This is a genomic window from Lentzea albidocapillata (assembly GCF_000719115.1).
GTDB classification, from domain to species: domain Bacteria; phylum Actinomycetota; class Actinomycetes; order Mycobacteriales; family Pseudonocardiaceae; genus Lentzea; species Lentzea albidocapillata.
In genome coordinates this window covers 18,214-30,937 of record NZ_JOEA01000009.1, presented here as the reverse complement: position 1 = coordinate 30,937, position 12,724 = coordinate 18,214, and the positions used below count along the sequence as shown (strand labels likewise).

Below are 12,724 nucleotides of genomic sequence, written 5' to 3'. Positions count from 1 at the left end.
TCAAACGCCCTTCTCAATGGCCGCACGCAGGTCCTCCCTGTGCAGCACACCCGCCGGACGGCCCTCCAGGTCGACGACGAGGAACTGCCACGCGGCGGTGCCCTGGACGCGTTCGACGATCTCCTCGCCGGGCTCGTCGGCGAGCAGCACGGTCTCGGGCAGGATCGGCTCGGCCGCCTGCTCCGCGGGCGCGAAAGGGCTTGCCGCCGCGAGCTTTTCGGCCGCCACGGTGTCGAGCAGGCCGGCCGCGACGCCGTCCGCCCGCACCAGCACCACACCGCGCCCGGCCGAGGTGCTCAGCGCGTCCGCGACGGGACTCTCCGCCGGCAGCTGGAGCACCGGGCGGATCAGGTCGGCGAGGGTCAGACCGGCGGGCCAGGTGCGACGGCGTTCGCTGGCGAGTTCGCTCCTCGCGCCGACGACGACACCCCACGCCGTCAGCACGCACACGCCGAAGCGCAGCCAACGGTCTTCCGCGCCTTCCGCGACGCCGTACAGCGCCCACGCCACCAGTGCGATGGCCACGGCGATACCACCGACCACGGCGACACGCGTGCCCGTCGCCCGTTGCCCGGTCATGGCCCACACGCCGGCCCTGACGATCCGGCCGCCGTCCAGCGGCAGGCCGGGCAGGAGGTTGAAGACGGCGACGGCGGCGTTCGCGGCGGCGAGCTGGAAGACCAGCACCCACACGACACCGTCCTGGTTCATGACCATCGCGCCGATGCCGAACATGATCGCCAGCACGACGGACACGGCCGGACCGGCGCCCGCGACCGCACCCTCGTGGCCGGGTTTGCCGGGTGTGCGCATGATCTCGGTGGACCCGCCCAGCAGGAACAGGTGCAGTCGCCTGACCGGCAGGCCGAGCCGCAGCGCCACGACGCAGTGACCGAGCTCGTGCGCGAGCACCGACATCCCGAGGAAGAGTGCGAGCAGCACCGCCATCAGCAGCCCGACGCCCGGCGCCGTGCCGGGAGCGAGGTCGTCGACGAACGGGGCGTAGAACGCCACCACGATCGCCGAGCCGATCCACCACGACGGCGCGAGCAACACCGGGATGCCCGCCACCCGGAACAGCAGCAGGCCGCCCACTCGATCACTGATCCGCGCGGCCACGGAAGCACTGTAGAGGGGGTGGTGTGATCTCGCGGTTCGGTGTGAATCGCCTGAGGTGGTGGTGCTTCCCGCGCACGTCTTCAGGACCCGCCCTCACCGGCTTCGGGCGGGCGGTATCCAGGTGGCGCTCCCAGGATTGTCAGACCCCTGTCCTAGGGTGCGAACCATGAGCACCACGTTGCGCAGGCCCGCGCTCTCGCCTTCCCGGGCAGGGGACTTCAAGCAGTGCCCGCTGCTCTACCGGTTCCGCGCGGTCGACCGGCTGCCGGAGAGGCCGACGAAGGCGCAGGTGCGCGGCACGGTGGTGCACGCGGTGCTGGAGGACCTGTTCGCACTGCCCGCGGCCGAGCGGGTGCCCGATCGCGCGCGTTCGATGATCACGCCGGCCTGGGAGCGGGTGAAGGCCGAGCGCCCGGAGTTCGCGACGCTGTTCGAGGTCGAGGGCAGCGAGGAGGAGGCGGAGTGGCTGGCGTCGGCCACGAAGCTGCTCGACGGCTACTTCGGCCTGGAGGACCCGCGGCGCCTGGAGCCGGAGTCGCGCGAGCTGCTGGTGGAGTCCGAGCTGCCGTCCGGTGTGCTGCTGCGCGGCTACATCGACCGGGTCGACGTGGCCCCGACGGGTGAAATCCGCGTCGTGGACTACAAGACCGGCGCCGCGCCCCGCCAGGTGGGCGAGGCGAAGGCGTTGTTCCAGATGAAGTTCTACGCCCTGGTGCTGTGGAAGCTGCGCGGCGTCGTCCCCCGCCAGCTGCGCCTGATGTACCTCGCCGACCGCCAGGCCCTCGCCTACACGCCGGACGAGTCGGAGCTGGCCCGCTTCGAGCGCACGCTCGACGCGATCTGGCAGGCCATCATGCGGGCCGCGCCGACGGGCGACTTCCGCCCCAACCCCAGCCGCCTGTGCGACTACTGCGACCACAAGGCCTTCTGCCCGGCGTTCGACGGCACCCCGCCGCCCTACCCTGGCTGGCCGGAGCCGGACGACACCGAGACCCTCCAGGACCGCGACTGATGCCTGCCTTCTACCTGCCGCTGGGCGGCGACACGTTCCGCTCCACCGAGCACACCGTCGGCCCGTGGGGCCCGGACAGCCAGCACCTCGGCCCGCCCTCGGCGTTGCTGGTGCGGTCGTTGCTGGCGCTGGACAACCCGTCGTCGGCCTTGGCGCGCGTCACGTTCGAGGTGCTCGGCCCGGTCCCGGTGGCCGACCTCACGGTGTCCACCTCGGTCGAACGCCCCGGCCGCTCGGTCGAGCTGCTGGCGGCTTCGCTGTCCCACGAAGGCCGCACCGTGCTCACGGCGCGAGCGTGGCGCATCGTCACCTCGGACACGGCTTCCGTGGCAGGCGGCGAGGTTCCCGCGCTGGCACCGCCCGAGTCCGCCGTGCCGATGGAGATCCCCGAACACTGGGGCGGCGGTTACCTGGCCGCCGTCGAGTGGCTTTCCGTGTCGGGCGGCATCTTCACGCCGGGCGATGCCCGGGTGTGGGCCCGCCCGCGCGTGGCCGTGGTCGAGGGTTCCGAGCCGTCACCGGAGGAACTGCTGTTCGCCGTGGTCGACTCGGCGAGCGGTGTCTCGTCCCGTGTGGACATTCGCAAGTGGTACGCCATCAACACCGACCTGACCGTCCACCTGCACCGCCGCCCCGTCGGCGAGTGGGTCGGGATGGACGCGCGGACGACCATCGGGCCGGACGGCGTCGGGCTCGCGACCAGCGTGGTGCACGACGTGGCCGGGCCGGTGGGCACGACGGCGCAGGCGCTGTTCGTCCGCGAACGCTGAGACCCACAGTCCCCCTTCATCCCGATGACCACCGACATCATCGGCCTGTTCGACTGAGCGGGGAGGGGCGTAGCGTCAGCGGGACTGTGAAGAGGTTCGCGAACCGGCAGGAAGCGGGCCGCGCCCTCGCCGCGCGACTCGCGGACCTCCCGTGGCACGACCCGCTGGTCCTCGGCCTCCCGAGAGGCGGCGTCCCGGTGGCCAAAGAGATTGCACAACATCTCAACGCCGAACTGGACGTCGTAGTGGCGCGCAAGATCGGCGCCCCGGGTCACCCCGAGTACGGCGTAGGCGCCGTCACCGCGGACAGCGAACCCATCTACGACCCGAGAGCGCTCAGGGCCCTGAACCTCACCGAAGAGCAACTGGGCCGCACCTGCGACGAAGAACGCGCCGAAGCCCAACGGCGCACGGTCCTCTACCGCGGCGACAAACCGCTCGTCATCAGGGACCGCGACGTGATCCTCGTGGACGACGGCCTGGCCACCGGCGTCACCGCCAGAGCAGCACTCCACTGGATCGCCAGACGCGAACCGAGAAGCGTCACCCTGGCCGTCCCGGTCGCCGCGAGAGAGTCCCTCAAGAGCTTCACGACGAGAGTGATCGCCGTCCTCACACCGGCGCACTTCCAGGCCGTGAGCCGCTGGTACGAGAGCTTCGATCAGACCACGGACGAAGAGGTGCTCAACGCGCTCTCGTAGTGCGACACCTCGGGGAACGGCGAGTAGAAGCGGTGCAGCAAGGCCGACCACCGCTCATATGTTGGTCCCTGCCGGAAACCCACGGTGTGCGATTCGACCGTGTCCCAGCGCACGAGCAGCAGGTAGCGCGACGGCGTCTCCAGGCATCGCAGCAGTTCGAGGCCGCGGAAGCCCGGCGAGGCGGAGATCAGCTCCCGCGCCTCGCCGAACGCCCACTCGAACTCCTCGGCACTACCCGGCAGCACGTCCAGCAGGGCGTGCTCGGTGATCACAGCCGGCAGAACCTGATGTCCGAGGCCAGCACGGCCTTGGCACCGATCGCGGCCAGCTCGTCCATCACCTTGTTCGCCTCCTTGCGCGACACCATCGCCCGCACGGCCGCCCAGTCCGGGTTGGCCAGCGGCGCGACGGTCGGTGACTCCAGGCCCGGGGTCAGCGCGATCGCGTCGTCGAGCAGCGAACGGGGGCAGTCGTAGTCGAGCATCAGGTACTGCTGCGCGAACACGACGCCCTGGATGCGGGCCGTCAGCTGCTTCTTCGCCGCGGTGACCTCTGAGCCGTTGCGGTGGATCAGGATCGCCTCGGACTCGCAGATCGGGTCACCGAACGGCACCAGGTCGTGCTGCTTGAGAGTCCGGCCCGAGCCCACGACGTCGGCGATCAGGTCGGCCACGCCCAGCTGGATCGAGATCTCCACGGCGCCGTCGAGACGGATCACCTGGGCGGTGATGCCACGGGCCCTGAGGTCGCGGCCCACGAGCTTCGGGTACGCGGTGGCGAGGCGCTTGCCTTCGAGATCGGAGACCTTCCAGTCGGTGCCGCGAGGCCCGGCGTAGCGGAAGGTCGACGAGCCGAAGCCCAGCGCCAGCAGCTCCTCGACGGAGGAGCCGTTGTCGTCGGCGCCCGAGTCGGCGGCCAGGTCCCGGCCGGTGATGCCGAGGTCGAGGTCGCCGGACGCCACGTAGATCGCGATGTCCTTGGGACGCAGGAAGAAGAACTCGACCTCGTTGTTGTTGTCGAGCACCGTCAGGTCGCGCGGCTCGTGCCGCTGCCGGTAGCCGGCCTCGGTGAGCATGGCGGAGGCGCGTTCAGCGAGCGCGCCCTTGTTCGGGACTGCAACGCGCAGCATGTGGAAGTCTTCCGTCAGAGGTACTTGTAGACGTCTTCGAGGGTGAGGCCACGGCCCAGCATGAGCACCTGGAGGCGATAGAGCAGCTGCGAGATCTCCTCGGAGAGCTTCTCGTCGGACTCGTACTCGGCGGCGATCCAGACTTCGCCCGCCTCCTCCAGGACCTTCTTTCCCTGCGCATGGACCCCGGCCTCGAGCGCAGCGACGGTGCCGGAATGCTCCGGCCTGATGGCGGCTCGTTCGGTCAGTTCAGCGAACAGGGAATCGAAGGTCTTCACGGCACGACATCCTCCCATCCCGGCGCCCCCAGTCCACACCGCGGTCGCATCTGTCCCAGGCGGTGGACGTGATCTGTCCTGCATAGACACCCGGTAGCGTGAACTTCGTGTCCGAGTTCGCCGAGGTCCTCGAAGCACTCCGCCGGGTGCGCGGAATCAACCCCTTCTTCGCGCTCGACGTGGGCCGCCCCGACGATTCCTGGTTGCCGGGAACCGCATTGCTGGAGGGCCCGGCGCTCAAGGCCACGATCGACGCCATCGCGAACCGGTACAAAGCCGACGAACCACGCGTCGCGGCGAGCCTGTTCTTCCTCAGCTACACGGCACGGCTACTCAGCCCGCTCACGGCCGCGAACATCCCGATCGACATCCGCCCGGAGAACCTGTGGTGGCAGCACCACCCGGCGAACGGCCTGAGCGTCCGCATCGACCAGCCGCGACTGGGCCCGGAGGCCGCGGAAGCGCTCGAACCGGTGGTGGAAGCGATCCAGCAGGTCACCCCGGTGGCACGCGGACTGCTGTGGGGCAACGCGATGTCGAACATCGCCGGCGCGCTGAAAATGGTTGTGCGCGCACGCATGCTCACCGCCGAGGAAGCGGAAGAACGGGGCGAACAGCTCATGAGCGCACCGCCGTTCGAACAGGCCGGAGAATTCCTGACTTTCCCCGGCGAGGTCACGTTCCTTCGTCGGTCGTGTTGTCTCTACTACCGCGTCGCCGCAGGTGGGAAGTGTGGTGACTGTCCACTCGTGAAGTAAGGAACACAACAACTCTTATGGCCGGTTGTGCTTATCGGGCCGCTCAACTTACGGTGCACGCGCCGCAGTGACGGGAAGCCGGTGAGAATCCGGCGCGGTCCTCGCCACTGTGACCGGGAAGCGATCCCCGCCGAGCACGTCACTGGTCCCCGCCGGGACTGGGAAGACGCGGGGGCAGCGTTGATCCGGAAGTCAGGAGACCGGCTGCGGCGCCGCAAGGAGAGTTGACCTTCCACGAGGTATGGAGGAGCCCGTCATGACGAGCCCCGCAGCAAACCTGTCCGCCGTCCGCGTGCCCAAATGGGCCTTCGCCGTCTCAGTGCTCGGCCTGATCGTCACCTACCTGGTCCTGCAGGAGAACGGCCTCGCGCTCGGCGCGAGTTCCGAGTTGCTGCACGAGTTCTTCCACGACGGCCGCCACGCCCTCGGCGTCCCCTGCCACTGATCAGATCCACCGATCAAGCAGATGACGACGTACAAGTCTCTTGCGCTGCGCGGAGTCGCGGCCGGCGGCATCGCCGGTGTCGCGTCCGCGCTGGTGCAGCTCCTGGTGACCGAGATCCCGATTCGTGCCGCGCTCGCGGTCGAAGAGGCCCGGGCACCCGCCGGTGAGGAAGCCGGCCACTCGCACGGTGGCGGGGAAGAACTGGTCAGCCGCGGCGCCCAGGTCGTGGGCGGCATGCTCGGCGTGGTGATCGTCGGCATCGCGGTGGGCCTGGTGTTCGCCACGGCCTACGCGCTGTCGAAGCGCTGGTTCACCGGCAGCACGCCGTTCAGCCGCAGCTTCGCCTTCGGTGCCGCCGTGTTCGGTGCCGTGGCGCTGCTGCCGTGGCTCAAGTACCCCGCCAACCCGCCCGCAGTGGGCGACCCGGAGACGGTGAACTACCGGACCGCGCTCTACCTCGGTGTGGTGGTGGCCGGTCTGGTGATCGTGTGGGCCGCCAGCCGGCTCGCCGAGCGGCTACGCGCTCAGCCGCAGCCGGTGCGGGTCACCGCGGTGCTGCTCGCGGTGGCCGCGGCCGTCGCGGTGGTGCTGCTGGCGTTCCCCGCGCCGCCGGACACGATTCCCGCGGACATGCCGGTGAACGTGCTGTGGCAGTTCCGCCTCAGCTCGCTCGCCCAGCTCGCCACGCTCTACGTCGGCATCGGCGTGGTGTTCGGCCTGCTGATCGACCCGGCCACCCGCAAGGCCACCGAGAAGGCCGCAGTCGCCTGATGATGTGGGGTGGCCGCACCAGCGGCCACCCCATGGTTCGGCATGATGACGACATGACGGAGAGCGGTCTTCAGTGGTGGGAACGGATCCACAACTGGTTGCGCGACAACGCTCCTCGCACCTTCGACCAGATCACCGCAGCACCGGACGCAGATGGATTCTGGCATCTGGCCGGAGCAGGCAATCTGATCCCCACGGCGTACACCCCACTGTCCTCGGAGAACTCGAATCGGGAACGCATCCGCAAGACCACTCGATTCCAGGTCGAGGCGGAACCCGCGGGCACCACGTCCGGGATCTTCCTCGGAGAGTTCGTCCCTGTCGCCGCGGACGGCATGGGCGACTATGTTTTCGTCGATGAACGACAAGGCCGTGCGTCAGGCTGCATCCGGGAGTGGGACGTCGACGAAGGAAGCCGCCTGCCGACACTGTGGCCAAGCCTCGACTCGATGCTCACCGATATCGCGCGCTCGCTGGAAACAGGTGAACCAGTGCTTCAGGAGCACGCGAAAGCCGCCAGAGCCAAGTTCTTCAAGGTCTCCGTCTACGTGCCCGAGGTGCGTGACGGCATGCTGAGCTGGCAGCCGGTGCGAGCCTAGAGCGCCTTCAGCACGTCCAGATCGACGCCCACGAGCGAGTCGCGGAGGATCCGCCGCTCCCCCGCCTCCACCTCGACGTCACACGGCACGACCAGCACGGTGCACCCAGCGGCCACGGCAGCGGCCACCCCGGTGGGCGAGTCCTCGACCGCCACGCACCGCACCGGGTCCACGCCCAGCAGCCGGGCCGCCTTCAGGTACGGCTCGGGCAGCGGCTTGTTCAGCCCGTCCACCTCGTCGCCGCACACGGTCACGTCGAACAGGTCCCGCCCGATCGTGTCCAGCGCGACCTCGGTCAGCGAGCGCTCGGTCGACGTCACCAACGCCATCGGCACACCCGACTCGCGCACGGCCCGCAGGGCTTCCTGGGCACCCGGACGCCACGGCAGGCCGGCGCGGAAGACCTCCTCGGTGCGGCGGGAGATCCACGCGGCGCCGTCGGCCATGTCGGCCTCGGTGGGCTCGATGCCGACGTCGGCGAACAGCAGGCGCATCGTGGTGGGCACGTTGCTGCCGACCATGCGTTCGCGGGTCTCCGGCGACAGAATCCCGCCGAGCTTCTCCGCGTACTCGTAGAGCGGGATGTCCCACAGCTTCTCGGAGTCCAGCAGCGTGCCGTCCATGTCCCACAGCACTGCTCGCAGGTCAGACATTGAAGTACTTCGCCTCCGGATGGTGCGCCACGAAGGCGTCGGTGGACTGTTCCGGGTGTAGCTGGAGTTCCTCGGACAGCGAGACCCCGATGCGCGACGGCTCCAGGAGCTCGACGATGCGCCGGCGGTCTTCCATCTCGGGGCAGGCGCCGTAGCCGAACGAGTAACGCGCACCCCGGTAGCCGAGTTTGAAGTACTCCTCGACGTCGGCCGGGTCCTCGGCGGCGACAGTGCCGCCCGTCGGCCACACGAGTTCCTCGCGGACCCGCTTGTGCCAGTACTCGGCCAGCGCCTCGGTGAGCTGGACCCCCAGTCCGTGGACTTCCAGGTACTCACGATACGCGTTCTTGCCGAACAGTTCGTTCGCGTAGCCGGCGATCGGCTGGCCCATCGTCACGAGGTGGAACGCGATCACGTCGACCTCGCCGGACTCCTTCGAACGCCAGAAGTCCGACAGGCAGAGGCGGCGATCCCTTTTCTGGCGCGGAAAAGTGAACCGGAAGCGCTCGGCGGCGTCCACCGACCGCTCCGTCAGAATCACCAGATCGTCGCCATCGGAGACGCACGGGAAGTAGCCGTAGACGAGGGCGGCGTGGGCAAGAACACCTTCGGTGGCAAGACGTTCCATCCAGTAGCGCAGGCGCGGGCGGCCCTCGGTCTCGACCAGCTCCTCGTAGGTCGGGCCGCCTCCGCGCGTGCCCTTCAGGCCCCACTGGCCCATGAACGTCGCACGCTCGTCCAGCAACGCCGAATAGTCCGCGACCGGGATGCCCTTCACGACCCGGCTGCCCCAGAACGGCGGCGCCGGGATCGGGTTGTCGGTCGCCACGTCGGAGCGGCCGGACACGGCTTCTTCTTCCCCCGCAGCGGCTTTGCGGGCCGCCGCGATGCGCAGCGACCGTTCGCGGCGGGCTTTGCGTTCCAGAACTTTCGCCTGGGCCTCGGAGTCCACCATCGGGGTCCCGCCGCGCTTGGCCGCCATGATCGCGTCCATCAGCCGCAGGCCCTCGAAGGCGTCGCGGGCGTAGCGGACGTCGCCGAAGTACATCTCCGTCAGGTCGTTCTCGACGTACGCGCGGGTCAGCGCCGCGCCGCCCAGCAGCACCGGCCACCGCGCGGCGACACCCCGGGAGTTCATCTCCTCGAGGTTCTCCTTCATGATCACGGTCGACTTGACCAGCAGGCCGGACATGCCGATCGCGTCCGCGCGGTGTTCCTCCGCGGCCTCCAGGATCGTGTTGATCGGCTGCTTGATGCCGATGTTCACGACCTCGTAGCCGTTGTTGGACAGGATGATGTCGACGAGGTTCTTGCCGATGTCGTGGACGTCACCCTTCACGGTGGCGAGCACGATCCGGCCCTTGCCTCCGTCGTCGGAGCGTTCCATGTGCGGTTCGAGGTGCGCGACGGCGGTCTTCATCACCTCGGCGGACTGCAGCACGAACGGCAGCTGCATCTGACCGGAACCGAAGAGTTCACCAACGGTCTTCATGCCGGCGAGCAGCGTGTCGTTGATGATCTGCAACGCCGGGCGCTCGTCGAGTGCGGCGTCCAGGTCGGCTTCCAGGCCGTTGCGCTCACCGTCGACGATCCGGCGCTGCAGGCGTTCGAACAACGGCAGCGCGGCCAGTTCCTCGGCACGGGTAGCGGAGTTCGACTTCGTCGTGACGCCCTCGAACAGCTCCATGAGCTTCTGCAGCGGGTCGTAACCCTCGCGGCGGCGGTCGTAGACCAGGTCGAGGGCCACCGCGCGCTGCTCGTCGGGAATGCGCGCCATCGGCACGATCTTGGACGCGTGCACGATCGCGGTGTCGAGGCCCGCCTGCACGCATTCGTGCAGGAACACGGAGTTCAGCACCTGCCGCGCGGCCGGGTTGAGTCCGAAGGAGACGTTCGACAGGCCCAGAGTCGTTTGCACGTCCGGATAACGGCGCTTGAGCTCGCGGATCGCCTCGATCGTCTCGAGGGCGTCGCGGCGCACCTCCTCCTGGCCGGTGGAGATCGGGAACGTCAGGCAGTCGACGATGATGTCGTTGACCCGCATGCCCCAGTTCGCCGTCAGGTCCTCGATCAGGCGGGCGGCGACGCGGACCTTCCACTCGGCCGTGCGGGCCTGGCCCTCCTCGTCGATGCAGAGCGCCACGACCGCCGCACCGTGTTCGGAGACGAGCCGCATGATCTTCTGGAACCGGGAGTCGGGACCGTCGCCGTCCTCGTAGTTGACCGAGTTGACGGCGCTGCGGCCGCCGAGGCACTCCAGACCGGCCTGCAGCACGCCCGGTTCGGTGGAGTCGAGCACGATCGGCAACGTCGACGCGGTGGCCAGCCGCGAGGCCAGCGCACGCATGTCCGCCTCGCCGTCGCGGCCCACGTAGTCGATGCAGAGGTCGATCAGGTGGGCGCCCTCGCGCGTCTGGTCGCGCGCGATCTCGATGCAGTCCTCCCACTTCCCGGCGAGCATCGCCTCGCGGAACGCCTTGGAGCCGTTGGCGTTCGTGCGCTCACCGATCATCAGCACCGAAGCGTCCTGTTTGAACGGGACGGCCTGGTACAGAGAGGACACTCCGGGCTCCGGGCGCGGCCGGCGCGACGACGGACCGAGGTCGCGCACCGCGTCGGCCACCTGGCGCAGGTGCTCGGATGTCGTGCCGCAGCAGCCGCCGACGAGCCGCGCGCCGAACTCACGAACGAACCCCGCGAGCGCCTGCGCCAGTTCCTCCGGCGACAACGGGTAGACCGCGCCGTGGGGTCCCAGTTCGGGGAGTCCGGCGTTCGGCATCACCGACAACGGGATGCGCGCGTGCTTGGAGAGCGTCCGCAGGTGCTCGCTCATCTCGGCGGGACCGGTGGCGCAGTTCAGCCCGATCAGGTCGATTCCCAGCGGTTCCAGCGCGGTCAGCGCGGCGCCGATCTCCGAGCCGAGCAGCATCGTGCCGGTCGTCTCCACGGTCACCTGGGCGATGATCGGCACGAACCGGCCCTCGGCCGTCATCGCGCGCTTGGCGCCGATGACGGACGCCTTGGTCTGCAGCAGGTCCTGCGAGGTCTCGACGATGATCGCGTCCACCCCGCCGACGAGCAGCCCCTTGCACTGCTCCTGGTAGGCGTCGCGCAACGTCGCATAAGGAGCGTGACCGAGCGTCGGCAGTTTGGTGCCGGGACCGACGGAGCCGAGCACGAACCGGGGCTGCCCAGGCGTGCCGAACTCGTCCGCCACCTCCCTGGCCAGCGCGGCACCCCGCTCGGACAGGTGGAAGATCTGGTCCGGAATGTCGTACTCGGCGAGGTTCGCGAGGTTCGCGCCGAAAGTATTCGTTTCCACGGCATCGCAGCCGACTTCGAGATAACCGCGATGCACCGCCTTGACGACGTCCGGGCGGGTGACGTTCAGGATCTCGTTGCAGCCCTCAAGACCGTTGAAGTCGTCGAGAGAGAGGTCAACGGCCTGAAGCATCGTGCCCATGGCCCCGTCAGCGACGACAACACGGTTCACCAGCGCTTCCAGCAACGGCGACTCTCCGCGATCACGCATGGGCCAAGCCTACGATGAGTTGACTGGCGGAACCCGTAGTCTGGCGCCGTGAACGATCCGTCCCAGGAATCCCCGACCCCCTCGAACCCGCGCATCCCGCTCACGGCTCCGATCATGGTCTGTGCGTTCGAAGGCTGGAACGACGCCGGAGACGCCGCCAGCACCGCGATCGAGCACCTCCAACTCACCTGGGACGCCACCCCGCTCGCCGAGATCGACCCGGACGACTACTACGACTTCCAGGTGACGCGCCCCAGCGTCCGCATGGTGGACGGCGTCACCCGCAGGGTCGACTGGCCGACGACGCGGCTGTCGGTGTGCAGGCCTCCCGGCTCGGACGTGGACGTCATCCTCGTGCACGGCATCGAGCCGAACATGCGGTGGCGCAAGTTCGCCGCCGAACTGCTGGGCCACATCGACGCCCTCGGGGTGACGACGGTGGTGACCCTGGGCGCACTGCTCATGGACACGCCCCACACCCGCCCGGTCCCGGTCACCGGCACGGCCTACGACGCGGACGCCGCCGAGAAGTTCGGCCTGGAGCACTCTAAGTACGAGGGCCCGACCGGCATCGTCGGCGTGTTCCAGGACGCGTGCGTGCAGGCGGGCATCCCGGCGATCTCGTTCTGGGCCGCCGTGCCGCACTACGTCTCGCAGCCGCCCTCTCCCAAGGCCACGCTGGCCCTGCTGCACCGGGTCGAGGAGGTGCTCGACATCGAGGTCCCGCTCGGCGCGCTGCCGGAGCAGGCCGAGGAGTGGGAGCGCACGGTCACCGAGATGGCCGACGAGGACGAGGACGTGCGCAACTACGTCCGCGCCCTGGAAGAGCGCGGCGACGCGGAGCTGCAGATCACCGAGGCGTCGGGTGACGACATCGCCGCGGAGTTCGAGCGCTACCTGCGCCGTCGCGGGCGTGGTCCGGGCTGGCCGTCGACCGGTCCGCGCTAGTCCTGTTCT

General features: G+C 69.1%; 14 protein-coding genes and 1 riboswitch. Of the genes, 8 read left to right on the top strand and 6 right to left on the bottom strand.

The features are described 5' to 3' along the window. A complete protein-coding gene (locus IG04_RS0114250; RefSeq protein ID WP_030477105.1) occupies positions 1-1,119 on the bottom strand; it encodes a site-2 protease family protein in 1,119 nt (372 codons plus the stop codon). Positions 1,120-1,285: 166 nt separating this feature from the next. On the opposite strand from IG04_RS0114250, the gene IG04_RS0114245 reads away from it, so the two are divergent. The 3 genes from IG04_RS0114245 to IG04_RS0114235 all read left to right on the top strand — a co-directional run bounded on the left by IG04_RS0114245 (position 1,286) and on the right by IG04_RS0114235 (position 3,602). After that, positions 1,286-2,131, top strand: coding sequence for a RecB family exonuclease (locus IG04_RS0114245; RefSeq protein ID WP_051769870.1), 846 nt, complete (start codon positions 1,286-1,288; stop codon positions 2,129-2,131). Then, positions 2,131-2,901 (top strand): thioesterase family protein, encoded by a 771-nt coding sequence (locus tag IG04_RS0114240; protein ID WP_030477103.1) that lies wholly within the window; start codon positions 2,131-2,133, stop codon positions 2,899-2,901. Before IG04_RS0114245 ends, IG04_RS0114240 begins: the two co-directional genes overlap by 1 nt. An 86-nt stretch (positions 2,902-2,987) precedes the next feature. Beyond that, positions 2,988-3,602, top strand: coding sequence for a phosphoribosyltransferase (locus IG04_RS0114235; RefSeq protein ID WP_030477102.1), 615 nt, complete (start codon positions 2,988-2,990; stop codon positions 3,600-3,602). On the opposite strand, the gene IG04_RS0114230 is transcribed toward IG04_RS0114235, so the two are convergent. From IG04_RS0114230 to IG04_RS0114220, 3 genes are read right to left on the bottom strand one after another with little or no spacing between them, the layout of a single operon-like run. Next, a complete protein-coding gene (locus IG04_RS0114230) occupies positions 3,563-3,874 on the bottom strand; it encodes an antibiotic biosynthesis monooxygenase family protein (protein WP_030477101.1) in 312 nt (103 codons plus the stop codon). The two genes, IG04_RS0114235 and IG04_RS0114230, sit on opposite strands and share 40 nt — an antisense overlap. Continuing rightward, a complete protein-coding gene (hisG, locus tag IG04_RS0114225) occupies positions 3,871-4,731 on the bottom strand; it encodes an ATP phosphoribosyltransferase (protein WP_030477100.1) in 861 nt (286 codons plus the stop codon). Before hisG ends, IG04_RS0114230 begins: the two co-directional genes overlap by 4 nt. Before the next feature lie 14 nt (positions 4,732-4,745). Continuing rightward, entirely contained in the window at positions 4,746-5,009 is a 264-nt protein-coding gene (locus tag IG04_RS0114220) for a phosphoribosyl-ATP diphosphatase (protein WP_030477099.1), read from the bottom strand. 107 nt (positions 5,010-5,116) lie between these two features. Here IG04_RS0114220 and IG04_RS0114215 point away from each other — a divergent pair, with 107 nt between their 5' ends. The 4 genes from IG04_RS0114215 to IG04_RS0114200 all read left to right on the top strand — a co-directional run bounded on the left by IG04_RS0114215 (position 5,117) and on the right by IG04_RS0114200 (position 7,582). Next, positions 5,117-5,767 (top strand): (2Fe-2S)-binding protein, encoded by a 651-nt coding sequence (locus tag IG04_RS0114215; protein WP_030477098.1) that lies wholly within the window; start codon positions 5,117-5,119, stop codon positions 5,765-5,767. A 48-nt stretch (positions 5,768-5,815) separates the two neighbouring features. Then, a riboswitch (cobalamin riboswitch) is annotated at positions 5,816-5,990 on the top strand. Positions 5,991-6,023: 33 nt separating this feature from the next. Then, positions 6,024-6,212: a CbtB domain-containing protein gene (locus IG04_RS0114210; RefSeq protein WP_030477097.1), complete on the top strand. Its 189-nt coding sequence runs from the start codon at positions 6,024-6,026 to the stop codon at positions 6,210-6,212. Between the two features lie 21 nt (positions 6,213-6,233). Next, entirely contained in the window at positions 6,234-6,983 is a 750-nt protein-coding gene (locus tag IG04_RS0114205; RefSeq protein WP_030477096.1) for a CbtA family protein, read from the top strand. Next, on the top strand, positions 6,983-7,582 hold the full coding sequence (locus IG04_RS0114200; protein ID WP_144065368.1) for an SMI1/KNR4 family protein: 600 nt from the start codon (positions 6,983-6,985) through the stop codon (positions 7,580-7,582). The genes IG04_RS0114205 and IG04_RS0114200 overlap by 1 nt, the downstream gene beginning before the upstream one ends. Here the strand turns inward: IG04_RS0114200 and IG04_RS0114195 are convergent. Together IG04_RS0114195 and metH are read right to left on the bottom strand one after the other, a co-directional pair. Next, entirely contained in the window at positions 7,579-8,235 is a 657-nt protein-coding gene (locus IG04_RS0114195; protein ID WP_030477094.1) for an HAD family hydrolase, read from the bottom strand. The genes IG04_RS0114200 and IG04_RS0114195 overlap by 4 nt on opposite strands. Continuing rightward, a complete protein-coding gene (metH, locus tag IG04_RS0114190; protein WP_030477093.1) occupies positions 8,228-11,767 on the bottom strand; it encodes a methionine synthase in 3,540 nt (1,179 codons plus the stop codon). The genes IG04_RS0114195 and metH overlap by 8 nt, the downstream gene beginning before the upstream one ends. A gap of 48 nt (positions 11,768-11,815) precedes the next feature. Between metH and IG04_RS0114185 the strand changes: the two genes are divergently transcribed. Then, positions 11,816-12,715, top strand: a complete 900-nt coding sequence (locus IG04_RS0114185) for a PAC2 family protein (RefSeq protein WP_030477092.1) — start codon at positions 11,816-11,818, stop codon at positions 12,713-12,715. Positions 12,716-12,724 lie beyond the last annotated feature (9 nt).

What these genes read in the sequence shown, in the direction of transcription:
- IG04_RS0114245 (WP_051769870.1), top strand. Translation starts at nt 1,286, where the DNA reads ATGAGCACCACGTTGCGCAGGCCCGCGCTCTCGCCTTCCCGGGCAGGG.
- IG04_RS0114240 (WP_030477103.1), top strand. Translation starts at nt 2,131, where the DNA reads ATGCCTGCCTTCTACCTGCCGCTGGGCGGCGACACGTTCCGCTCCACC.
- hisG (WP_030477100.1), bottom strand. Translation starts at nt 4,731, where the DNA reads ATGCTGCGCGTTGCAGTCCCGAACAAGGGCGCGCTCGCTGAACGCGCC.
- IG04_RS0114210 (WP_030477097.1), top strand. Translation starts at nt 6,024, where the DNA reads ATGACGAGCCCCGCAGCAAACCTGTCCGCCGTCCGCGTGCCCAAATGG.
- IG04_RS0114205 (WP_030477096.1), top strand. Translation starts at nt 6,234, where the DNA reads ATGACGACGTACAAGTCTCTTGCGCTGCGCGGAGTCGCGGCCGGCGGC.
- IG04_RS0114200 (WP_144065368.1), top strand. Translation starts at nt 6,983, where the DNA reads ATGATGTGGGGTGGCCGCACCAGCGGCCACCCCATGGTTCGGCATGAT.
- IG04_RS0114195 (WP_030477094.1), bottom strand. Translation starts at nt 8,235, where the DNA reads ATGTCTGACCTGCGAGCAGTGCTGTGGGACATGGACGGCACGCTGCTG.
- metH (WP_030477093.1), bottom strand. Translation starts at nt 11,767, where the DNA reads ATGCGTGATCGCGGAGAGTCGCCGTTGCTGGAAGCGCTGGTGAACCGT.